This is a genomic window from Achromobacter sp. JD-1 (assembly GCF_038594925.1).
GTDB classification, from domain to species: domain Bacteria; phylum Pseudomonadota; class Gammaproteobacteria; order Burkholderiales; family Burkholderiaceae_B; genus Achromobacter; species Achromobacter spanius_C.
The window spans coordinates 1-19,711 of sequence record NZ_JBCGCS010000023.1 but is presented as its reverse complement, the minus strand read 5'-3'; the positions used below and the strand labels follow the sequence as shown (position 1 = coordinate 19,711).

The following is a 19,711-nucleotide window of genomic DNA, read 5'->3' as shown; positions in this document are numbered from 1 at the left end:
AAATCCGTAGGACCGCGCGGTAGGCGGTCGGAGCCCACCATGGAACCCATTGCGGGGAAATCCGGGAACCTCTTCGGCACGCAGTCGCGCGACCTTCAGCCCGACCCCGATTAAGGCAAACAAGCGCCAAAACCATCCTGCCTGGCGCGGCACATGCCCGCCCGCCCCGATACAATCACGGGCATGAATTCCGCAACACAACCCACCGCCGCCGAGGCCCACGCAGGCCACACCCCCATGATGCAGCAGTACCTCCGCCTGAAAGCGGAGGCTGGCCCCTTGCTGCTCTTCTACCGCATGGGCGACTTCTATGAAATGTTCTACGAAGACGCCGAGCGTGGCGCGCGCCTGCTCAACCTCACGCTGACCAAGCGGGGTTCGTCCAACGGCACGCCCATCCCCATGGCCGGCTTGCCCGTGCACGCCATGGAGCAATACCTGGCGCGGCTGGTCGCCATGGGCGAGTCCATCGCCATCTGCGAACAGATTGGTGACCCGGCTGCATCCAAGGGGCCGGTCGAGCGCCGCATCGTGCGCATCGTCACCCCCGGCACCTTGACCGACGACGCGCTGCTGCCCGCCAAGGCCGACCGCGCGCTGGCTGCCGTGTTCGTGTCCGGCAATGCCCGCGCGCCGCGTGCCGGCCTGGCCTGGCTGAACCTGGCCAGCGGCGAATTCCGCGTCACCGAATGCGCGCCGGCCCAACTGGAATCCGAGCTGCATCGCATTGCGCCCGCCGAGATCGTCTGCGCGGACAACGCCGTCTTTGAATTTCCGTTCGACGGCGCGCGCTCGCGCGTGCCGGACTGGCACTTCGAAAGCGATGGCGCGCGCGCGCATCTGCTGGCGCACTTCAAGACCGACACGCTGGCGGGCTTCGATATCGAAGACATGCCGGCCGGCATCTGCGCCGCCGGCGCCTTGCTGCGCTATGCCGCGCGTACGCAATCGCAGGCGCTGGCGCACGTGCAAAGCCTGTCGGCCGAACGCCCCGGCCAGTACGTGCTGCTGGACCCGGTCACCCGCCGCAACCTGGAACTGACGCAAACACTGTCGGGCGAAGATGCGCCCACGCTGTTTTCACTGCTGGACGGCTGCCGCACGCCCATGGGTAGCCGGCTCTTGCGCCGCTGGCTGCATCACCCCTTGCGCGAAAACGAGCAGGCGCTGGCGCGCCAGCAGGCCATTTCGGCGCTGCTGGCTGGCCGCATGGACGTCGAACAGACCTTTGGGTCGGCCGGCCTGCTGGAAGCGCTGCGCGCCGCGCTCAACGCCTTCCCGGACATTGAACGTATCGCGGCTCGCCTGGCGCTGCGCTCGGTGCGCCCGCGTGAACTGGCCAGCCTGCGCGACGCTCTGCAATCACTGCCCGCGCTGCGCGATCTGGTCGAACCCATGGCGGCGTCGCCACGCCTGGGCGAACTTGTGTCGCACCTGTCCGTTGACCCGGCACTGGCTGCGCTGCTGGTGCGCGCCATTGCGCCAGAACCCGCCGTGGCCATTCGCGACGGCGGTGTGCTGGCCCCGGGCTTTGATGCCGAACTTGACGAGCTGCGCGGCCTGGCCGCGGACGGCGGCGACTTCCTGGTGCAACTGGAAGCCCGCGAACGCGAGCGCACCGGCATCAGCAACCTGCGCGTGGAATTCAACCGCGTGCATGGCTTCTATATTGAAGTCACCAAGGGCCAGACGGCCAAGGTGCCGGAAGACTACCGCCGCCGCCAGACGCTGAAAAACGCCGAACGCTACATCACGCCCGAGCTCAAGACCTGGGAAGACAAAGTCCTGTCCGCGCAGGACCGCTCGCTGGCGCGCGAGAAATGGCTGTTCGAGCAATTGCTGGACGTGCTGGCCGAACACGTGCGGCCCCTGTCGGACTGCGCCGCCGCGCTGGCCGAGCTGGACACGCTGGCCGCGTTGGGCGAACACGCGCGCCGCCACGACTGGATCGCGCCTGATCTTTCCGAAAACGCCGACATCGATATCGACGCCGGCCGCCACCCCGTGGTGGAACACGCCATTGAACGCTTCACGCCCAACGGCTGCCGGCTGGATCCGGCCCGCCGCATGCTGCTGATCACCGGCCCGAACATGGGCGGTAAATCGACTTACATGCGGCAGGTGGCGCTGATTGTGCTGCTGGCGCGTATTGGCAGCTTCGTGCCGGCCGCGCGTGCCCGCATCGGCAAGATCGACCGCATCTTCACCCGCATCGGCGCCGCCGATGACCTGGCGGGCGGGCGTTCGACCTTCATGATGGAAATGACCGAGGCCGCCGCCATCCTGTCGGCCAGCACGCCCAACAGTCTGGTGCTGATGGACGAAATCGGTCGCGGCACGTCCACCTATGACGGTCTGGCGCTGGCCTGGGCCATTGCCTGCCGGCTGCTGGCGCACAACCGCGCGCTGACGCTATTTGCCACCCACTACTTTGAACTGACGCGCCTGCCGGCCGAACAGCCGGCGTCGGCCAACGTGCATCTGGCGGCGGCGGAATCGGCCGCCGGCATCGTGTTCCTGCACGAAGTGCGCGAAGGCCCCGCCAGCCGCAGCTACGGCATTCAGGTGGCCCAACGCGCCGGCGTGCCGGCGGCGGTCATCCGCCAGGCCACACGCGAGCTTGAACGGCTGGAGGCGCAAGGCGCCCCCACCCCGCAGTTGGGCTTGTTCTCGGCCGCGGCCGACGCCGATGCGCAAGCCTATGCCCAGGCCGACCGCCACGACGCCATCGAAGCGCTGGACGCGCTGCGCGAAGAGCTTGCCACCATCGACCCCGACAGCCTCACCCCGCGCGAAGCGCTGGACGCCCTCTACCGCCTGAAGAAGCATCTTCAATGAACCTCGACCAACCCTTGCCGCTCTTGGGCAACCAAAGCCCCAACGACTTCATGCGCCGCTACTGGCAGCGCAAGCCGCTGCTGATCCGCCAGGCCATCCCTGGCTTCAAACCGCCACTGGCCATTGCCGCCATCAAGAAGCTGGCGAAGCGCGACGACGTGGAATCGCGCCTGATCTGGCGCGAGAACGGCGAATGGCAAATGGAAAACGGCCCCTTCGCACGACTGCCCAAAGACAACGAAGGCGACTGGACGCTGCTGGTGCAAAGCGTAGACCTGCTCAGCGATGCCGCGTCTGAATTGATGGGCCTGTTCCGCTTCATTCCCGACGCCCGGCTTGATGACGTCATGGTCAGCATTGCCAGCCATGGCGGCGGCGTGGGGCCGCACTTCGACAGCTACGACGTCTTTCTGCTGCAAGCCGCGGGCGAACGCGAATGGCGTTATGGCCGCCAGAAAGACCTGTCGCTGGAACCGGGCCTGCCCTTGAAGATCCTCAGCAACTTCCAGCCCGAGGAAAAGGCGGTGCTGGCGCCGGGCGACATGCTGTACCTGCCGCCGCAGGCGGCGCATGACGGCGTTGCGCTAGGCGACGGCTGCATGACCATCTCAATCGGTTTCCGCGCCCCCACCCAGGCCATTCTGGCGCGAGGCCTGCTTGAAGCCGCGGCCGACCAGGTGATGGCGCGCGTCGGCTTGCTGGGCGGCCCTTATGGCGAACCGGCGCTGCCCGGCCCGAAACTGTCGGCGGTCTACCGCGACCCCGGCCAACCCGCCGTCGACACGCCCGCCGCCTTGCCTGACGCGCTGGTGGCCGCCACGCTGGAAACCGTGGAAAAGCTGCGTTTTGACGATGCGCTGGCGTCGCGCTTCTTGGGCTGCTGGCTGACCGAACCGCATAACCAAAGCGTCTTTGATGCCGCGGACGACATCGACGTAGACCTGGAAGACGCCTGGCTCACCTCGGGCCGCCTAGTGTTGGACCGCCGCAGCCGCATGCTCTATCGCGGCAAACAGCTTTTCATCAACGGCGAAACCGCGATGACGCCAGCCGACGCCGCGCTGCGCACGCTGGCGGACGCCCGCCGCCTGGACTGCGCTGATCCGGCTTGCGCCAAGTTGTCGCCCGAGGCGCGCTCGTGCTTGGCGGACTGGTTGGATTCCGGCTGGATTCACTACGTGCCGGCGTAGTATCCCGACACGCCGGCGTATCGGATTCGAACAGAACGCAATCAGATCCATGCCCCGGGACACATAAGGAAAGAGATAACACCAAGCTGAAAGGTTTGTTGCCGTTCGGATGCGACCTTTTTAACTTTCACACGCGCTGCGGCGCCGGACTCCTGTAGCCTGAGTTCTGGTTTCCCCTAATGGGGGTTTCAAGAGTCGTCATCTACAGGAGTCCAAAAATGATGAGCAAAACCTTGATTATTGCCTCGGTGCTGGCCGTTGCGCTCAGCGCTTGCAACAAGAAGGAAGATGCCGCGGCGCCCGCGACCACTCCGGGGGCAAGCACGCCCGCCCCCACGACCACGCCGCCTGCCACCCCGGCTCCCGCGCCCGGCACCACTCCTGGCGGCGGCTCGACCACCCCGGGCGGCTCGACCACGCCCGCGTCTTAATAAAAACAGAGACGAACCCCCGCTCTGAAGACGCAAGAAAACCTCGGCAAGTAAATTGCCGGGTTTTTTTGCGTCTGGATTCGGCCTACGCAAATGAAAAAGGCCCCCGATCCGAAGATCGGGGGCCTTTGCGTTCCAAACCGGCACGCAGGCGCCGGCTTGACGCGATTTACATCTTGTCCTTCAGAACGCTCAGCAGGCGCTGGGCCGTGGCGCTGTTGTCGCGCGTGCCGTTGGCGTCCAGCACCGTCACCGTGGTCTGTTCACCGGCGCCAGCCAGGTGGATGCGGTACTGCGGTGCTTCGGCCTTCTTGTCGCCCGAGAACAGGCGGCTGAAGAAGCCGGGCTGCTCGTTCTGCTCGCCCGTGTCGGTGTCGACGTAACGCACGAAGTAATCACCGGTCGAGCGATCGCGGTCATCCACCGCAAAACCGCCACCGTCCAGGGCCACGCCAACACGGCGCCAGGCGCGGTCAAACGATTCGGCGACCAGCAAGGAGGTGCCTTGCGTACGAACGTCTTCCTGCACGGCGGGCTTCTGCGGCGAGGCTTCCGCCTGCTGCACCAGCTTGCGGGCGTTGTCTACGTCCGAACCCAGGTAGACCATCATGCGAGCAAGCATGGCGGCGTTCAGGCCCGGGTCTTCCTGACCGTTCTGCCATTGCACTTGGCCGCCATCGGCGCCAACGCGCTTTTCAAGCATCTGGCGATGGCTGACGTACACCTCGGTGTGACCATCGACGCGCTCGACGCGAGTGCGGAATTTCTCGCGCTCGCCGCTGTCCCAAGCGGATTCCAGCACGGCGCCCAAGGCTTGGCGCAGCCAGCTTTCCGGAATCTTGGCGCGGTTTTCCGCCCAGTCGGTTTCAATCAGGCCGGCGGCCGGGTTGTTGCTGGCAACGGTAAAGCCGTTTTCGGTCCAGAAGTCGACCAAGCGCGGAAAGATCTCTTCCGGCGGCCGTTCAACCACCAGCCAGCGCAGGTCGCCGTCGCGCTCGACCCGCATGTCTTGGCGGCCCGGCAGCACGTTGCTGGTTTTCGGGGCGGTGGCTTGCGCCTGGCCCTGCTGTTGGAACTGCGAGTACGTCGTCGAGCCCGATGCGGGCGCGCGATAACGCGGGTCGCTATTGGCCTGGGTCAGATCCGGCGGGATGCTCAGAGGCTCTCCACGCTGGGTGACGGCGCTCTTGTAGTCGACAGATTCTTCATTGCCCAGGAATTGATTGACCTCGCTGCAGCCGGCCAACAACACCAGAGACATCAATGCCGACAAACCGGCATGACGTTTGTTCATACGTATCCTCACGATATTTAGAGCAGACCCGTTTCCTGGAGCGCGCGACGCACGACTTCGTGGTTCTGCGTACCCAGTTCAACCAGCGGGAGCCGGTAGCCCAGTGCGCTGCGGCCCATTTCGGCCAACGCCCACTTGACGGGGATGGGATTGGCTTCAACGAACAAAGCCTTGTTCAGACGGGCCAGATAGGCATTAAGTTCACGCACCTTCGGCACGTCGCCCGCCAGCGCGGCGGCACAGAGGTCGCGCATGAGCTTGGGGGCCACGTTGGCGGTCACGGAGATATTGCCGCGCGCGCCCAGCAGGATCAGGGCGGCGGCGGTGGGGTCATCGCCACTGAAAACCTGGAACTCAGCAGGCGCTTCACGCAACAGCAGGCCGCCGCGAGCGATGTCGCCGGTGGCGTCCTTGATGCCGATGATGCCGGGCACCTGCGCCAGGCGCAGAACCGTTTCATTGGACATGTCGGCCACGGTGCGACCCGGCACGTTGTACAGAATGGTGGGCAGGTCGACGGCTTCCGCGATGGTGCGGAAGTGGCGGTACAGGCCTTCTTGCGACGGCTTGTTGTAATAGGGAACGACCGACAACCCGGCCTGCGCGCCCACGGCCTTCGCGTGGTTGGCCAGATGGATGGCTTCGTCGGTGGAGTTGGCGCCCACGCCGGCGATGACCGGGATGCGGCCCGCGGCATGTTCCACTGCAACGCGGATCAGTTCCGCGTGTTCTTCCATGGAAACCGTGGGCGATTCCCCGGTGGTGCCCACCACCACGAGCGCGTCGGTTCCTTCCTGGACGTGCCAGTCGATCAATGACCGGTAGGCAGCGAAATCCAAGCTGCCGTCGGGCAGCATGGGAGTGACCAGGGCCACCAAGCTGCCCTGGAAATTAACGCCTGCGGCGGGTGCAGGGGATGCCATAAATGTAGGGCTCCAACGCCCCACGGCAGGATGCCCCGGGGCCAGAATCAGTGAAACCGCTGAGTTTAACGGATATTGGATGAAATCCTACAGAAACCACTGAACGATAGTCGTTCCAAGGTCATACATCGGGCTCATCAAAAGCCAGAGCACATCGGTGACCAGCAACACGATCACGATCACCAGGCCATACGGTTCGATTTTTGAATATTGCCAGGCCAGGCGGTTGGGCAGCAGGCTGAACAGGATGCGTCCCCCGTCCAGCGGCAGAATCGGCAGCAGATTAAGCGCCATCAATATCAGGTTGATGTTCACGCCCGCCACGCCCATCTGGAACCAGAAGGATTCCTGCATGCCGGATTCCAGCATCAGGCGCAGTGAAAACGCCCACATGATCGCCATGACCAGATTCGCGGCCGGTCCCGCCAGAGCCACCCACAGCATGTCGCGCTTGGGCCGGCGCAAACGCCCGAAATCCACCGGCACCGGCTTGGCCCAGCCGAACAGCATGCCCGGGCTTCCCAATAGCTTGGACGCCAGCAGAATGGCCATTGGCACAAGCAGCGTGCCGACCGGGTCGATATGCCGCACCGGATTCAGGCTGATGCGGCCCGCCTCATAAGCCGTGGGATCGCCAAACATGCGCGCCACGTAACCGTGAGCGGCTTCGTGCAGCGTGATGGCGAAAATGACCGGGATCGCGTAGACGGCAATGGTTTGAATGAGGTCGTTCATGGCGAACCGGATAGTAGATGAGCCGCGTGCCGGCGGCAGCCGGCACGCAAAGGCAACGCAGGGAAAGGGAAGTCAGGCAAGACCGAGCGTGGCCGGGTCGCCGCGGCCGACACGGACCACGACGGGATCGTCGCTGGTCAGGTCGATGACGGTGGTGGGTGACTGCGGGCAGGCGCCCGCGTCGATGATGGCGGCCAGATCGTGGTCGTAGCGTTCGCGAATGGCTTCGACGTCGTTCAACGCTTCGCTTTCGTCCTTGGGAATCAGCGTGGTGGAAAGCAGCGGAGCGCCGACTTGTTCCAGCAGGCCCAGCATCACGAGATGATCGGGTACGCGAATGCCGATGGTCTTGCGCGACGGGTGCGATACGCGCCGCGGCACTTCCTTGGTGGCTTCAAGAATGAAGGTCCACGGCCCCGGCGTGGCGGCCTTCAGCAAACGGTATTGCTTGTTGTCGACGCGCGCGAAATGGCCGATTTCAGCCAGGTCACGGCACAGCAACGTCAGGTGATGTCTTTCGTCCAGACCGCGTAGCCGGCGCAGGCCGTCGGCGGCGTTTTTGTCGTCCAGCCGCGCGACAACGGCGTAGCTGGAATCGGTGGGTACGGCCACGAGGCCCCCATCGTTCAGCCATTGGGCTGCCTGCTTGAGCAGGCGAGGTTGAGGATTCGCAGGATGAATAGATAAATGCAGAGCCATGGGATTATCCTAACACTCTTGAATGCCGCCCAGTGGCGGGCGGCGATGCAAAATGGCGGGGATGCCGCCCCGCCCGGAGAAACAGTATGCGCCTCGATGACTCGCGCGAAAGCAACAACGTTGAAGACCGACGGTCTCGCGGTCCCCGTATCGGCGGACGAGGAACCATCGGCATCGGTACGATAGTACTTGCCTTGGTGGCCATGTACTTCGGCGTTGACCCCAGCGTGGTCCTGCAGATGGCAGAAGGCCCGCCCGCAACGCAGCAAGCCCCCGCGACCCAGCCGCCCGCCAACGACCCGCAAGCGCGCTTCGTGGCCAAGGTGCTGGGTGAAACCGAAGACACCTGGGGCGCCATTTTTCAGAAAGATCTGAACCGCCAATACGTCGCGCCCAAGCTGGTGCTGTTCCGTGGCGCCACACCCACGGCCTGCGGCACGGGCCAGTCCGCGATGGGGCCGTTCTACTGCCCGGGCGACAGCAAGGTGTATATCGATCTGGCGTTCTTCGATGAATTGCAGAACCAGTTCAAGGCGCCGGGCGATTTCGCGCAAGCCTATGTGATCGCACACGAAGTCGGACACCACGTGCAGCATCTGCTGGGCATTTCGGATCAGGTCGATCAACTGCGCCGCCGCAACCCGGCCCAAGCCAATGCGCTGTCGGTACGAATGGAGTTGCAGGCCGACTGCTTTGCCGGCTTGTGGGCGCAGCGCGCCAATGCGGCTCGCAACATCCTGGAAGGCGGCGACGTCGAAGAAGCGCTGGCCGCCGCCACCGCCATCGGCGACGACCGCCTGCAAAAGCAGGCGCAAGGGTATGCCGTGCCAGACTCATTCACCCATGGCTCATCAGCCCAGCGTGTGCGTTGGTTCAAGCGCGGCCTGGAAAGCGGCAACATCAAGCAATGCGATACCTTCGCGGCCAGCGCGCTGTAGCCATCGGCTGAACGCCAGATCCGCCGAATCCCTTTGCTGTATATCCATACAGCAAAGGGATTGTGCTGACTCCATCTTGTAAGATTACGCCCCCTCGCCCTGTTTGCGCGCATGAGTCCCTGCGCCATGCCGCGAGCGGCGCCGCGCATCCGCCGCGCAGTTCAAAGACCCTAGATCCGTTTTATGGCCAACAAGTTCGAACCGTTAATTACCGTTGATGAGGTGCAAGAGATCCTTGCCGAACCCAAGGAAACCGTAAAACCGATCGCCTGGCTGCCCAAGCCCGCCGCCAACAACATCCAGTGGATGGAGTTCAGCAGCGCGTGCAAGATCAAGGGCGAAGTGCGCGACGACGTGATCTTTCGCGCCACCTACCGCGGTGCGCGTACCGTGGTGCACGGCCAGGCCACGATCTTCCTGACTGAAGCGTTCTGTGCCAGCCTGTTTGTCGGGCCGCACCGCGTGTTCGGCGTGGACACCGACGATTCCTTCCACACCAGCCTGGTGGGCGAAGGCCGGCCACAGTTCCGCAAGCCGCTTGCGGACCGCAGCCACGAACATATCTGGGTGGACGAAGGCGAAGGCTATGCCGAGCCCATCGTGCCCGCCCTGCACAATATCGGCGCGCTGATGCAGTACTTCCTACCACGGGCGAACCTGACGCTAGTCGGCGGATTTGCGCATCCCCTCAAAGGCCGCCAAATCGAACTGATCCTATGAGCAATTTTCTGGAAGCCTCCGGCTGGACCGTCCTGCCGGCCGGTGAACACGCCATTCGCGCCATCGCCCCCATGACCTTGGGGCTGGACGGCCAGCACGCGGCCTTTTTCATCGCGCACCCGGACGACGCCACGTTCTATCTGACCGACGCCTGTGAGACCTCGATGCACGCCTCCAGCTACGGCATCGAAGTCGGCCCCAAGCGCATCGACATGCTGAACGAAACGCCCGGCGTCAGCCTGGCGCATTTCGACCGCGACGGCGCCATCGTGGCAAGCGGCCCGAACGAGCAGTTGCAGGAAGCCTTGTGGGACGCGGTGAAGCTGGCGATGGCGCTGTCGTTCCAATGCGCCAAATGGATGCCCAAGTTCAGCCAACTGCGCTTTCGCGCCCAGGTGGGCCGCGCGCTGGCCGAAGGCGTGGGAGTGAACCGCATGGTCAAGGGCGCGCGCGCCAAGGGCAGCAGCGGCCACACGGCCGACTTCGCGTTTGCCGTGCGCGCCGCGGGCAGCACGGCGCTGACCTACATCGAGCCGATTGCGCTGAAGGCCGGCAAGAAGATGGACTGGACGCAGGTCTATCAAACCCACGGCAAGATGTCGGACGTGAAGATGGCGGACGCACGCAATTCGCGCATGGTCATCCTGGAGGATGGCGCCACGGCCGAGGAATTCAAAAAGGCCGTGACCATCCTTGAGCAGTCCGCAACGGTGCAGACGCTGGCCAAGACGCGCGATTGGCGGGAAGTTTTTTCCGGCTAGGACGGCATGTTCGTCAGGCCGTCGACAATTTCGCGGCCATGCAGAATGGCGGCATGCACGGCTTCCCGTGGGCTGTAGACGAATCCGCCCTCCGCAAAGCGGGGAACCGGATATTCGTCGCCGCCTTCCAGCACGGCGCCAGCCTGAACCACCATTACCGATGCGATGAATACGGGGCCGCTGGGCAACGCTGGAATTTCAGCGTCCGCGCCCCGGGACACCTTGGCCGTCAGCCGGTATCCCTTGTAGATCAAGTTGTTTTGATGCACTTTCGGATGCCCTCGTTCTGCGATCGAGCATACCTCGACCATTCATGACAGTTTGGATATGTTTTGTAACCCTGGTGGTTAATAGAAACACTGTTGCGTTGCAATAATTGCGTCCCCGTTTCTGCCTGGTCACCCTGCCTGGCAGCGAGCTTGGCGCAACGGCAAGCCTGGCGCGGCTTTTCGGCGGACGCCGCTTTTTGCCCGGCGCCCGCCCCCACCGCTTTACGGGGATTACCCTAAGTCCTGTTGCGAAAGTGCATCGTCGGACAATGTCATCCCCGTTACGTCCATGTAATCAGACAGATCCCAGCCACGCCCCAGCATGATCATTCGCGTGTGCAGGTCTTCCTGCACCCGGGCCGGCACCTGCCTGCCCAGATAGCGCAACTGTTTGCGTCGCAGATCCACGTAACCCAGTTCGTAGTCACGCGCCAGACCCATCCACAGCCGATGCGCGCCGGGTGATTGGCGCGCGCCACTGATGATGCACAAGCCCGCTTCCAACCCCCATCGATAGACCGCCGTGGCCAGCCCCATGCCCTGATACGGCGCGGCATATTTGGAATGCGGCGCGCGCACGAAAGGATCTGCCCGCTTGCCCACTTCAATCAGCCGGTTGAAGACGGTGTAACCCGCCACGCGGTTGCGCCGCGCGTCCAGCACATACACGTAGTACTCGCCATCGGCTTCGCGATAACGCAGCACGATGCCGGGGATGTCTGTCTGCACCTGCGGCAGTCCGTGCAAGCGGTCCAAGGGCCGCTGCATCCGCTGGTGGATGGCATCGAGTTCGCGCTCGATTTCTTCTGGAGCGTGATTGACGTCAATGCGAAGTTCGGTGACGAACCGGGTGGGAAAACGGAATGCGTGCAACGCCAACGTAGGCAAGGCCCCCTCCTGACGAAAGTAATAAGGCTAATGAGAAAAACAAGCGAAAGAAATAATGTTCAAAAAGGATTGAACGGAAACAAGCCGACGAAAAAAAAGCCGCATTCGCGGCTGGAATGGCAATGTTCAATGCGCCGCCATCGGACCAAACCGCGCATGCGCAAAACGAAGGCTTGCAGGCTATGCCGCGGCATGCGCGTCCCCCTGCAATCCATCATGGGCGGCCGGCGCATCCGGTGCGCCGAAGAAAGCCGGAAACTGCCGTGCGCCCTTGCGCGTGACCGACAGCGCGCGCGAGTCCAGGCTTTTTTCGATCCAGCCGCGCTCCACCAATGCGCTTAGCAAGGCCGCGCCCAGCGCGCCGCCCAGGTGCGAACGGCGTTCGCTCCAGTCCAGGCACGCGCAGGCAAAGCGGCGGCGGCGCTGCCGTGCTTGCGTCACGTCCACCCCCACCTGCGCCAGCGAGGCCTCACCCAGCGGGGTCAACGTGTAATCGCGGCCATCAGCCGCCAGCCAATGGCGCGCGATCATGGCGTCGTGAATACGCACGGCCAGCGTGCCGGCCATGTGGTCATAGCAGGTGCGAGCGTCGCGCAGCGCGGACGGCGTATTGGGCTTGAAGGGTACGCGCTCGGCGCCCGCCACCACCAGCAAGGCTTCCAGCGCATGCCCCACTTCGCCATTGGCCAGGCGATAGTAGCGATGCTTGCCTTGCACGGCCATATCGACCAGCCCCTGTTCACGCAGGCGCTGAAAATGGCTGCTGGCCGTGGACGCCCCGATATCGGCGGCGGCGGCCAGCTCGGTGGCGGTGCGCGCACGCCCGTCCAGCAACAGGCACAGCATGCGCGCGCGCGCGGGGTCGGCAATGGCGCCCGCCACGGCCGAGAGATTGATGTCGGCGAACTCGGATTCCATGATTCGCTATAGACCAAAGTGTTGTGTGCAAGGCGTAAGCATACTGCGGCTCATCTCAACAAAACATCCGAGAAATCCGAAAATCATGTCTAACCCTTCCGCGTTCTTCGGTTGGAAAGTTCTTGCCGCCACATTCGTGCTGGCCATCTTTGGCTGGGGCGTGGGCTTTTACGGCCCGCCCGTGTTCCTGCACGCCGTGGTGCAGCGCACCGGTTGGAGCGTGGCGCTGGTGTCCGGCGCCGTCACGCTGCACTTTCTTAGCGGCACCGTGGTTGTGGCGAACCTGCCTCGTCTGTACCGCCGTGTTGGCGTGCCCCTGGTCACCGTTGGCGGCGCGGTGCTGTTGGCGCTGGGCGTGACCGGGTGGTCAATGGCCGCGGCGCCGTGGCAGTTGTATGGCGCCGCGATGTTGAGCGGCATGGGGTGGGTGGCGTTGGGCGCCGCGGCGGTCAACGCGCTGATTGCCCCCTGGTTCGTGCGGCGGCGTCCGGCGGCGCTGGGCATGGCCTATAACGGCGCCAGCGTGGGCGGCATTGTGTTCTCGCCGCTGTGGGTGTTCCTGATCGCGCAGGCGGGCTTTGCTCACGCCGCCTGGTGGGTGGGCGTGGTGATGGTGGGGGTGATTGCGCTGCTGGCGCGCAAGGTGTTCGCCGTAACGCCGCAGCAGTTGGGCCAATTGCCCGATGGCGACAGCCCCGCCACGCCCGCTGCCGCGTCGTCCGCCCCGTTGCCTCGCGTGGCCAAGCTGTGGCGCGACCGCGCTTTTCTGACGCTGGCAGGCGGCATGGCGTTGGGACTGTTCGCGCAGATCGGACTGATTGCGCACCTGCTGTCCTTGTTGGCGCCGTTGCTGGGCGCGCAGACGGCGGGCATCGCGATGGGCCTGGCCACGGCGGCCGCCATCGCGGGCCGCACGATCGTGGGCGCGGTGATGCCCGCCGGTGCCGACCGGCGCAAAGTCGCGTGCGTGGCCTACGCCGTGCAAATTTTAGGTTCGCTCACGCTGATGCTGGCGGCCGACCATACATGGGCGGTGTGGCTGGGCGTAATCTTGTTCGGCTCGGGCATCGGCAATGCCACGTCCTTGCCGCCGCTGATTGCGCAAACGGAATTCGCGCGCGAAGACAGCCTGCGCGTGGTGCCGCTGATTGTCGCGCTATCCCAAGGCGCATACGCCTTCGCGCCCGCGCTGTTTGGCCTGCTGCGCGCGATGCTGGACGCAAGCGGGCAAGCGATGCTCGGCTTTCTGGCGGTGGCGGCCTTGTTGCAGGGCGCAGCCATCCTGTGCTTTGCCGCGGGGCTGGGCCGCGCGGCAAAGCGCGCACATCGTTAACGTGCTTATCGTCGGACGCGTTCGTATGCCTGGTTCATGCGCTCGCGAGCCTCGGTTTCGCGCGCATAGGCGCGGTCGTAGCTTTCGAGGCAGCCCGGAGTCGGGTTCGGCCATTTGATCGCGGCGATCGCTGCGGTGAGCTCGTCGCGCGCACGCTGCCACGCTTTGACAGCGGCATACCAGTCCTTGGCGGTGTCCATAGTGATCCCCCTACGTGCACGCTTTCAATCGTAGCGCTGCATGCCGCCCACGGCGACGCGGCTTTCCCTGAAAAAAAGGATGATCTCCAAATCCTGACAGGGTTTACCCGTCGCGGCCCGCGGGCGGAAGCGTCGTCGCACGCGTCGCATCGCTGCACCGCGCAATCTGCGTAAAATTCGCCAGCGCCGCCTTGGTCGATGCGCCAAGTTTTTTTCTAAGAATCACGATGTGATGAATATTGACGTCAACCCTCACTTACCCACAGCCACGGCTAATGCTACTGTTCCGCCTGTGCAAGGAGTACATGCAATGGATCAGAAAATGAAGCCCTGGGCTTTTCCCAAGCCGCATCCGGAAAACACCCCACGCGGTGAGCGCAATAAGCAGGAGTTCGACGCTCCTGCAGAAGTTAAGAAACCCGCGCCTAAACCGCGCGCCAAAAAAGAGCCGCCAGCCACAAGCCGGGCGCGCTCATGAGCTTGTCCCACCGCGCACGCTTCGCTGCCTGCGCGGCGTTGTCCGCCTCATGCCCCTCTGTCCGGCCCGGCCGGCAAGTCTTTTTGCGGAATCAGCCCTGACACGCCCATGGCGTGATTGACGGCTCAAATCCAGCGCGGCCATACTCTGGCGGCCTGAACCGTCCAGGGTGCCCATGACCGCTTCCCTCTTGCTTGGCATCACCATCGTGCTGGTCGCGTCCTGGGGCGCGCTGGCCTTGTGGATACGCGCGCCCTTGGCACGCGGCCCGCGAGCCCTGCTGACCCTTGCCTGGATGCTGCTGGCGCTGTCCGCGCTGGCGGCATTGGCCTGGCCATCATGGCGGCCAGCGGGCTACGGCTTCGCCACCGCCACGCTGGCGCTGCTGATCTGGTGGCTCGGCATACGCGCGTCAAACGATCGGGCATGGATCCCGGAGGTTGCCCGCCAGACCTATGGCGAGGTCGACGGCAACCGCGTCACGCTGCACAACGTGCGCAACTTCCACTGGCGCACGCGCACCGATTTCACGCCGCGTTGGGAAACCCGCCACTATGCGCTCAACGAATTGCAGTCCGTGGACGTGGCGCTGTCGTACTGGGGCCGCCCCGCCATTGCCCACGCCTTGGTGTCGTTCGGTTTCGGCGATGACCGCTACGTGGTGTTCTCGGTGGAGATCCGGCGCAAGGAAGGTGACCGGTTTTCCGAGATCGGCGGCTTCTTCAAACAGTATGAGCTAAGCCTTATTGCGTCGACCGAAGAAGACAGCCTGCGCGTGCGCACCAACGTGCGCGACGAAGACAGCTACCTGTACCGCGTCCACATGCCGCCGGACAACGCGCGATCTTTGTTCCTGGCCTATGTGGCCAGCGCAAACCGCCTGCGCGACTCGCCGCGCTTCTATCACACGCTGACCGCCAACTGCACCACCATCGTCTTCCAGATGGCGCGGCGCATCGTGCCCGGCCTGCCGCTGGACTATCGGCAACTGGCGTCGGGGTATCTGCCCGAGTATTTTTACGATCTGGGTGTGCTGCAAGGCGCGCAGAGCGCGGCGGAGTACCGGCGGCTGGGCCGTTATACGGATCGGGCGCGGGCCCATGGGAATGCCCCGGGGTTTTCCAGGGTCGTCCGGCAGGGCGTGCCGGGTATCGGTGCGCCGTGTGAAGGGATGGCGCCCACCAAGCTTGCGCCGCACGCGTCACCGCCACCTTGCCTTTGACTTAGCGCGCCGCCTTCTCCGCCGCCCTGGTGGCGGCCGGGGTCGCCCTGAATGACACGCCCAGACGATTGAAGGCGTTCATCAGGCCGATCGCGTAGGTCAGGTCCGCCAGTTCCTTGTCGTTGAATTCAGCGGTTGCCGCGGCATAGTCCTCGTCGGGCACGCCAGTATCCGCCACGCGCGTCACGCTTTCCGCCCAGGCAAACGCCGCGCGTTCCTGCTGCGTGAACACGGCGCCCGCTTCTTGCCACACCGGCACCAACACCAGTTTTTCCACGGCAACGCCCTGCTTGATCAGGTCACGCGAATGCATGTCGATGCAGTAGGCGCAACCATTGATCTGCGACACCCGCAGGAAGACAAGGTTGACCAAGGTCTTGGGCAGCCCGCAGTCATGCAGGTAGGTATATACCGCGCCGAAGGCCTTGTAACCGTCGGGCGAAGCTTGGGCGTAGTCGAGGCGAGTGCTCATGATGGATCCAGGAATCGATGAATACAGAACCGCCATCGTGCGCCATCTATTGCCTGGATGGCTAGAACCATGATGTGCAATATCGACTGGGTCATGATGGCGCGCCCGCGCACAGCCTGCGCCAGACCGCATTGCCCTCCAGGATCTGCCTGTGTATCGGGGCGGGCGTGGCATCCACTTGGGCCGCTTCATCAAAATACACCGGCCGCGCGTGCTCGCAATATTCAACGCCCACGCGGGCCGGCGCCACGCACCCAGTCACGCTTAAGCTCATCAGCAATGGCAGCATCATCCATGCGCGCCGTGTGATCCTGAACATCCCTGGCCTCCTGGCGGGCACGGTCGGCCTGCCGATTGATTTGCGTGTCGCGCTGCTCGCGCTCGGCACTGCGGCCCTCGCTGCGTCCACGCAGGTAGGCCAGCAGCAGCACGATGGTCGCAGCCAAAGCGGCCATCGCCATCCCCGTGAACCGCTCAAACCAGGCGCGCATGTTCGGGCTCCGTCGTGGACAGGGCTTTGGCATACAGCGCCGGCCACGTGTGCGGATGCGGCTTGCCCGGACGCCAGGTGCGCAGATACAGCGCCCAAGCGCCATCGGCGTCGCCTATAGCAGGCAAACGCCGCGGGTCCGTCCACAACAACAGGCGCGCAAACGCGGCGGCTAGGACGTCGTCCGTTTCCAAGGCCGCATGGACCGTTGCGGAGTCCGGGACAACATGACGATCCGCGCAAATCCGCAAGGCGTCGTCCCGGCTGGCGGAATGCGTCAGCACGCCCTGCACGCCGCCATTGCGTTCAAACTGCCAGAACCCACGCGCCGGCCCGCCAATCTGGCGGCGATGCTGAAAACGGCTTTCCTGCAAGCCGATGGCAAGCAGCAGGATCCGCGCTTGGGGCGTGTTCATCGCTGGCGGAAGCAGCGCGAGCGCGGGCACGATGGCGGCATGAGTGATGACATCAAGATCCATGGTTGCTTCCCCCACCCCGCCGATGCGCGCCAACGCCAAGCAGCTTGCGGCGCGCATCCGCCAGCCATTCCAACACGCCTTTTTTCCGCATGCTGGCCATCCAGCGCATATAGGCGCCCAGCACCCACCACGCGGGCAGGCCAGCCAACAACATGCTGGGCCCCAGGACGTAGAACTTGGCGAGCAAGGCGTCATCGGTACCCGCGCCATGCTGGGCCAGCCAGGTCATGGATTGCATCAAGGCGGGTTTCCAGGTGATGACGGCGGCGGCCAGCGCGGGACCGAAGAGAAAAGAACAGACCACGGTGGATACCGTGCGGACGGTGAACTCGCGAATGCTATGCGGCGGCATGATCAAGAGACCAAGCATGGCCGCGATCGCAGCCGGAATGCCATACGCCATCGCGACCTTCAGGGCGGCCAGGCCGCCCAAACTGGTAGAGCCGGGTTCCATGTTGGGGTTGCTCCTGAAAATTGTGTGCAGGATGGGGCCTCCTGTAGGGACGAAAAAAAGGCCCGCACAAGCGGGCAATGAAAAAAGGCATGAATGGAGAATGTGCGTTACAACTCGGGGCTTTTGCCCATGAAACTCTGGTCCCGCCGTCAGCCCCGCCGCAAGTCCACGCCCACCCTGGGTGAAGCGCTCACGCGCTATCTGGCCGAGGTTTCGTCCACAAAGAAAGGACAAGCCGCAGAGCAGTCCATCGCGCGCATCTGGCGCGCTACACGGCTGGGCATTCGGCCGGTTGATCGGATCCGCAGCTCCGACTTAACCGAACTGCGAGACGAGTGGCTTAAGGACAGGGCGCCCGCCACGGTGGTACGGCGGATGGCCTTCCTTTCGCACGTCTACACCGTGATCCGAAAAGACTGGGGCTTTGACCAATTGGCTAATCCGGTCCAATTGGTGCGCCGACCTACGATTGATGACGCGCGAGATCGTCGCCTGTTTGAACGCATCACTTTGCGCGGAGTCTCCGAAGACGACTGCCCACGTCAGGAACTGAACTGGATCATCCGCGCCACCCGGTCGGCAGAGCTACCGACCATCCTCATTGTTGCCAAAGAGACTGGCATGCGCCGGTCTGAGGTGGTGGGAATCCTACGCGAAAACCTGGACCTCATGCACGGGGTGGTGCACCTGCCACATACCAAGAACGGGCGCGCGCGAAATGTTCCTTTGACCCCTCGCGCGCGAGAGGCTTTGCGTCGATGGGTCTCCGGCAAACCTTTGCGGGGCAGCATCTTCACGATGCAACCGGGGTCAGCCACACGCGCTTTCATCCGGGCGCGTCGCCGGGCTCGATTGCACTATGAAGATATGTGCCGCCAATACGGCCGTAGACCTAATGGCGCCTATTTTCGCGACCTGCGATTTCATGACCTTCGACACGAAGGCACATCGCAGCTTGCTACGGTGTTCCAGATTCATGAATTGGCGAAGGTCAATGGCAACGTGGACACGCGGATGCTGCTGCGCTATTACCACCCACACGGGCGAGAGTTAGCCCTGAAGCTCGCGCGCAGCCCACTTGGGCGACGCCAACTGGAAGAGATGCGTCTTGAACGCGATGTTGCGTCAGAAGCCCGGCCCCTGGCAGCATAGCGCCTACGCCTCACCCGAAGCCACTTCCACCGATCGCGGCGGCTCTGACGCGGTCAACCATGCTGGTAGTTCCCCCCAGCCTGGATAGCTGACTGTGCCGCCTGCGCCTTCATGATCGGCACCAAGCGAATACGGCGCGCCAGTATCCACCACCCACAAAGGCGTGGTGCGATAGTCGTCGACCATGGTCCATGCTCCGCCCGCACGCCGCGGCCATTTCCCCTCGGGCGGAGCTGGCGGCGCATCCTCGAATGCGCCATAGGGGATGTTGAATGCGCCGGGCGAGAGAGCGAGCTCGTTGGCGATGGACTTGTACAGATATAGACCACCTTCGCCGGTCTGAAATACGTCTTTCTGCATACTGTTCTCCTAGGAAGTGGAATTTGCACTGCAAATGCGAGAGAGTTGGGAACCTTGCAAGCGCAGGGGCTGCAACAGCACATCCACGACATCACTAAACGCATTAGTCCGAACCGTGTAGAGGCAGTTACGGGAACACAAGCCTGGGCCTTGCTCGACGGCTCGGGAATGACGACCGACGTAGCAGGAGGCCCGGAGACACGCCCGGTGAATGCCGCCTATCACCCGAGAATCCATGCGTAGGCTAAGCGTGAATTCGGGGGTGATAAGCAGCGTTCATCGGCCGCGTTTCAGCGCCGCCAGTAGCCAAGGTGGTCAAGCCTTCCCCGAGATTGCGCACGGCCAGCAGCGTGCCGCCCGCAGCATTGGCATTGCCGCTCCGGTCCAGCGTGGCCGCGTTCTGCGCGTGGCCGTGGCTTCGGAACTGGTCGGATTGCTTAGAACCCAATGCCCTCGCATTTGCAGTG

The 19,711-nt window shown here is 63.9% G+C and carries 23 protein-coding genes and 1 pseudogene; 10 read left to right on the top strand and 14 right to left on the bottom strand.

Going from position 1 to position 19,711, the window contains the following annotated elements; genetic code table 11:
- Window positions 1-183: 183 nt before the first annotated feature.
- The 3 genes from mutS to WBR68_RS26050 all read left to right on the top strand — a co-directional run bounded on the left by mutS (window position 184) and on the right by WBR68_RS26050 (window position 4,459).
- The gene (gene mutS / locus WBR68_RS26060) at window positions 184-2,838 is read left to right on the top strand and encodes a DNA mismatch repair protein MutS (protein WP_230695664.1); all 2,655 of its coding nucleotides are present in this window, start codon (window positions 184-186) and stop codon (window positions 2,836-2,838) included.
- A complete protein-coding gene (locus WBR68_RS26055; protein ID WP_230695663.1) occupies window positions 2,835-4,028 on the top strand; it encodes a ribosomal protein uL16 3-hydroxylase in 1,194 nt (397 codons plus the stop codon). Before mutS ends, WBR68_RS26055 begins: the two co-directional genes overlap by 4 nt.
- A gap of 218 nt (window positions 4,029-4,246) precedes the next feature.
- Complete coding sequence (locus WBR68_RS26050; protein WP_083447553.1) at window positions 4,247-4,459, top strand: endopeptidase; 213 nt, start codon at window positions 4,247-4,249, stop codon at window positions 4,457-4,459.
- A 169-nt stretch (window positions 4,460-4,628) separates the two neighbouring features.
- On the opposite strand, the gene bamC is transcribed toward WBR68_RS26050, so the two are convergent.
- The 4 genes from bamC to WBR68_RS26030 form a co-directional block, all read right to left on the bottom strand.
- On the bottom strand, window positions 4,629-5,753 hold the full coding sequence (bamC, locus tag WBR68_RS26045; protein WP_050449862.1) for an outer membrane protein assembly factor BamC: 1,125 nt from the start codon (window positions 5,751-5,753) through the stop codon (window positions 4,629-4,631).
- A 17-nt stretch (window positions 5,754-5,770) separates the two neighbouring features.
- On the bottom strand, window positions 5,771-6,676 hold the full coding sequence (gene dapA / locus WBR68_RS26040; RefSeq protein WP_050449861.1) for a 4-hydroxy-tetrahydrodipicolinate synthase: 906 nt from the start codon (window positions 6,674-6,676) through the stop codon (window positions 5,771-5,773).
- A gap of 87 nt (window positions 6,677-6,763) precedes the next feature.
- A complete protein-coding gene (locus WBR68_RS26035; protein WP_050449860.1) occupies window positions 6,764-7,411 on the bottom strand; it encodes a site-2 protease family protein in 648 nt (215 codons plus the stop codon).
- A gap of 72 nt (window positions 7,412-7,483) precedes the next feature.
- Window positions 7,484-8,110: an L-threonylcarbamoyladenylate synthase gene (locus WBR68_RS26030; protein WP_050449859.1), complete on the bottom strand. Its 627-nt coding sequence runs from the start codon at window positions 8,108-8,110 to the stop codon at window positions 7,484-7,486.
- A gap of 86 nt (window positions 8,111-8,196) precedes the next feature.
- On the opposite strand from WBR68_RS26030, the gene ypfJ reads away from it, so the two are divergent.
- From ypfJ to WBR68_RS26015, 3 genes are all read left to right on the top strand, one after another.
- Window positions 8,197-9,048 (top strand): KPN_02809 family neutral zinc metallopeptidase, encoded by an 852-nt coding sequence (ypfJ, locus tag WBR68_RS26025; RefSeq protein WP_230695662.1) that lies wholly within the window; start codon window positions 8,197-8,199, stop codon window positions 9,046-9,048.
- A gap of 183 nt (window positions 9,049-9,231) precedes the next feature.
- On the top strand, window positions 9,232-9,768 hold the full coding sequence (locus tag WBR68_RS26020; protein WP_050449857.1) for a hypothetical protein: 537 nt from the start codon (window positions 9,232-9,234) through the stop codon (window positions 9,766-9,768).
- Window positions 9,765-10,529: a hypothetical protein gene (locus tag WBR68_RS26015; protein ID WP_050449856.1), complete on the top strand. Its 765-nt coding sequence runs from the start codon at window positions 9,765-9,767 to the stop codon at window positions 10,527-10,529. Before WBR68_RS26020 ends, WBR68_RS26015 begins: the two co-directional genes overlap by 4 nt.
- Here WBR68_RS26015 and WBR68_RS26010 read toward each other — a convergent pair.
- From WBR68_RS26010 to WBR68_RS26000, 3 genes are all read right to left on the bottom strand, one after another.
- Window positions 10,526-10,798, bottom strand: coding sequence for a hypothetical protein (locus WBR68_RS26010; RefSeq protein ID WP_050449854.1), 273 nt, complete (start codon window positions 10,796-10,798; stop codon window positions 10,526-10,528). The genes WBR68_RS26015 and WBR68_RS26010 overlap by 4 nt on opposite strands.
- Window positions 10,799-11,029: 231 nt before the next feature.
- Entirely contained in the window at window positions 11,030-11,686 is a 657-nt protein-coding gene (locus WBR68_RS26005; protein WP_230695661.1) for an N-acetyltransferase, read from the bottom strand.
- Between the two features lie 180 nt (window positions 11,687-11,866).
- A complete protein-coding gene (locus tag WBR68_RS26000; RefSeq protein ID WP_050449852.1) occupies window positions 11,867-12,604 on the bottom strand; it encodes an ArsR/SmtB family transcription factor in 738 nt (245 codons plus the stop codon).
- A gap of 85 nt (window positions 12,605-12,689) precedes the next feature.
- Between WBR68_RS26000 and WBR68_RS25995 the strand changes: the two genes are divergently transcribed.
- Complete coding sequence (locus WBR68_RS25995; protein WP_230695660.1) at window positions 12,690-13,937, top strand: MFS transporter; 1,248 nt, start codon at window positions 12,690-12,692, stop codon at window positions 13,935-13,937.
- Between the two features lie 5 nt (window positions 13,938-13,942).
- On the opposite strand, the gene WBR68_RS25990 is transcribed toward WBR68_RS25995, so the two are convergent.
- Complete coding sequence (locus WBR68_RS25990) at window positions 13,943-14,137, bottom strand: hypothetical protein (RefSeq protein ID WP_050449850.1); 195 nt, start codon at window positions 14,135-14,137, stop codon at window positions 13,943-13,945.
- Between the two features lie 310 nt (window positions 14,138-14,447).
- On the opposite strand from WBR68_RS25990, the gene WBR68_RS25985 reads away from it, so the two are divergent.
- Together WBR68_RS25985 and WBR68_RS25980 are read left to right on the top strand one after the other, a co-directional pair.
- On the top strand, window positions 14,448-14,615 hold the full coding sequence (locus WBR68_RS25985; RefSeq protein WP_164741279.1) for a hypothetical protein: 168 nt from the start codon (window positions 14,448-14,450) through the stop codon (window positions 14,613-14,615).
- A 175-nt stretch (window positions 14,616-14,790) separates the two neighbouring features.
- Entirely contained in the window at window positions 14,791-15,837 is a 1,047-nt protein-coding gene (locus tag WBR68_RS25980) for an Lnb N-terminal periplasmic domain-containing protein (RefSeq protein WP_230695659.1), read from the top strand.
- Window position 15,838: 1 nt separating this feature from the next.
- Here WBR68_RS25980 and WBR68_RS25975 read toward each other — a convergent pair whose 3' ends face one another.
- From WBR68_RS25975 to WBR68_RS25960, 4 genes are all read right to left on the bottom strand, one after another.
- Window positions 15,839-16,309: a carboxymuconolactone decarboxylase family protein gene (locus tag WBR68_RS25975; protein ID WP_230695658.1), complete on the bottom strand. Its 471-nt coding sequence runs from the start codon at window positions 16,307-16,309 to the stop codon at window positions 15,839-15,841.
- 224 nt (window positions 16,310-16,533) lie between these two features.
- Complete coding sequence (locus WBR68_RS25970; protein WP_127185258.1) at window positions 16,534-16,800, bottom strand: hypothetical protein; 267 nt, start codon at window positions 16,798-16,800, stop codon at window positions 16,534-16,536.
- Window positions 16,784-17,278 carry a hypothetical protein gene (locus tag WBR68_RS25965; RefSeq protein WP_230695657.1) on the bottom strand — a complete coding sequence of 165 codons (495 nt, stop codon included), beginning with the start codon at window positions 17,276-17,278 and terminating at the stop codon, window positions 16,784-16,786. Before WBR68_RS25965 ends, WBR68_RS25970 begins: the two co-directional genes overlap by 17 nt.
- Window positions 17,268-17,732, bottom strand: coding sequence for a hypothetical protein (locus WBR68_RS25960; RefSeq protein WP_230695656.1), 465 nt, complete (start codon window positions 17,730-17,732; stop codon window positions 17,268-17,270). Before WBR68_RS25960 ends, WBR68_RS25965 begins: the two co-directional genes overlap by 11 nt.
- 129 nt (window positions 17,733-17,861) lie before the next feature.
- Here WBR68_RS25960 and WBR68_RS25955 point away from each other — a divergent pair, with 129 nt between their 5' ends.
- Window positions 17,862-18,884: a tyrosine-type recombinase/integrase gene (locus WBR68_RS25955; RefSeq protein ID WP_127186421.1), complete on the top strand. Its 1,023-nt coding sequence runs from the start codon at window positions 17,862-17,864 to the stop codon at window positions 18,882-18,884.
- 3 nt (window positions 18,885-18,887) lie between these two features.
- Here the strand turns inward: WBR68_RS25955 and WBR68_RS25950 are convergent, their stop codons facing one another.
- Window positions 18,888-19,244: a hypothetical protein gene (locus tag WBR68_RS25950; RefSeq protein ID WP_050449843.1), complete on the bottom strand. Its 357-nt coding sequence runs from the start codon at window positions 19,242-19,244 to the stop codon at window positions 18,888-18,890.
- Window positions 19,245-19,488: 244 nt separating this feature from the next.
- A pseudogene (locus WBR68_RS25945) lies at window positions 19,489-19,711 on the bottom strand (phage tail protein); the annotation flags it as partial.

Excerpts from the sequence above, each read along its gene's own strand:
- ypfJ (WP_230695662.1), top strand. The coding sequence starts at position 8,197 with ATGCGCCTCGATGACTCGCGCGAAAGCAACAACGTTGAAGACCGACGG.
- WBR68_RS25985 (WP_164741279.1), top strand. The coding sequence starts at position 14,448 with ATGGATCAGAAAATGAAGCCCTGGGCTTTTCCCAAGCCGCATCCGGAA.
- WBR68_RS25990 (WP_050449850.1), bottom strand. The coding sequence starts at position 14,137 with ATGGACACCGCCAAGGACTGGTATGCCGCTGTCAAAGCGTGGCAGCGT.
- mutS (WP_230695664.1), top strand. The coding sequence starts at position 184 with ATGAATTCCGCAACACAACCCACCGCCGCCGAGGCCCACGCAGGCCAC.
- dapA (WP_050449861.1), bottom strand. The coding sequence starts at position 6,676 with ATGGCATCCCCTGCACCCGCCGCAGGCGTTAATTTCCAGGGCAGCTTG.
- WBR68_RS26055 (WP_230695663.1), top strand. The coding sequence starts at position 2,835 with ATGAACCTCGACCAACCCTTGCCGCTCTTGGGCAACCAAAGCCCCAAC.
- WBR68_RS25975 (WP_230695658.1), bottom strand. The coding sequence starts at position 16,309 with ATGAGCACTCGCCTCGACTACGCCCAAGCTTCGCCCGACGGTTACAAG.
- WBR68_RS25970 (WP_127185258.1), bottom strand. The coding sequence starts at position 16,800 with ATGCGCGCCTGGTTTGAGCGGTTCACGGGGATGGCGATGGCCGCTTTG.
- WBR68_RS26015 (WP_050449856.1), top strand. The coding sequence starts at position 9,765 with ATGAGCAATTTTCTGGAAGCCTCCGGCTGGACCGTCCTGCCGGCCGGT.
- WBR68_RS26035 (WP_050449860.1), bottom strand. The coding sequence starts at position 7,411 with ATGAACGACCTCATTCAAACCATTGCCGTCTACGCGATCCCGGTCATT.
- WBR68_RS25980 (WP_230695659.1), top strand. The coding sequence starts at position 14,791 with ATGACCGCTTCCCTCTTGCTTGGCATCACCATCGTGCTGGTCGCGTCC.
- WBR68_RS25960 (WP_230695656.1), bottom strand. The coding sequence starts at position 17,732 with ATGGAACCCGGCTCTACCAGTTTGGGCGGCCTGGCCGCCCTGAAGGTC.
- WBR68_RS26030 (WP_050449859.1), bottom strand. The coding sequence starts at position 8,110 with ATGGCTCTGCATTTATCTATTCATCCTGCGAATCCTCAACCTCGCCTG.
- WBR68_RS26000 (WP_050449852.1), bottom strand. The coding sequence starts at position 12,604 with ATGGAATCCGAGTTCGCCGACATCAATCTCTCGGCCGTGGCGGGCGCC.
- WBR68_RS25965 (WP_230695657.1), bottom strand. The coding sequence starts at position 17,278 with ATGGATCTTGATGTCATCACTCATGCCGCCATCGTGCCCGCGCTCGCG.
- bamC (WP_050449862.1), bottom strand. The coding sequence starts at position 5,753 with ATGAACAAACGTCATGCCGGTTTGTCGGCATTGATGTCTCTGGTGTTG.
- WBR68_RS25995 (WP_230695660.1), top strand. The coding sequence starts at position 12,690 with ATGTCTAACCCTTCCGCGTTCTTCGGTTGGAAAGTTCTTGCCGCCACA.
- WBR68_RS26020 (WP_050449857.1), top strand. The coding sequence starts at position 9,232 with ATGGCCAACAAGTTCGAACCGTTAATTACCGTTGATGAGGTGCAAGAG.
- WBR68_RS25950 (WP_050449843.1), bottom strand. The coding sequence starts at position 19,244 with ATGCAGAAAGACGTATTTCAGACCGGCGAAGGTGGTCTATATCTGTAC.
- WBR68_RS25955 (WP_127186421.1), top strand. The coding sequence starts at position 17,862 with ATGAAACTCTGGTCCCGCCGTCAGCCCCGCCGCAAGTCCACGCCCACC.
- WBR68_RS26050 (WP_083447553.1), top strand. The coding sequence starts at position 4,247 with ATGATGAGCAAAACCTTGATTATTGCCTCGGTGCTGGCCGTTGCGCTC.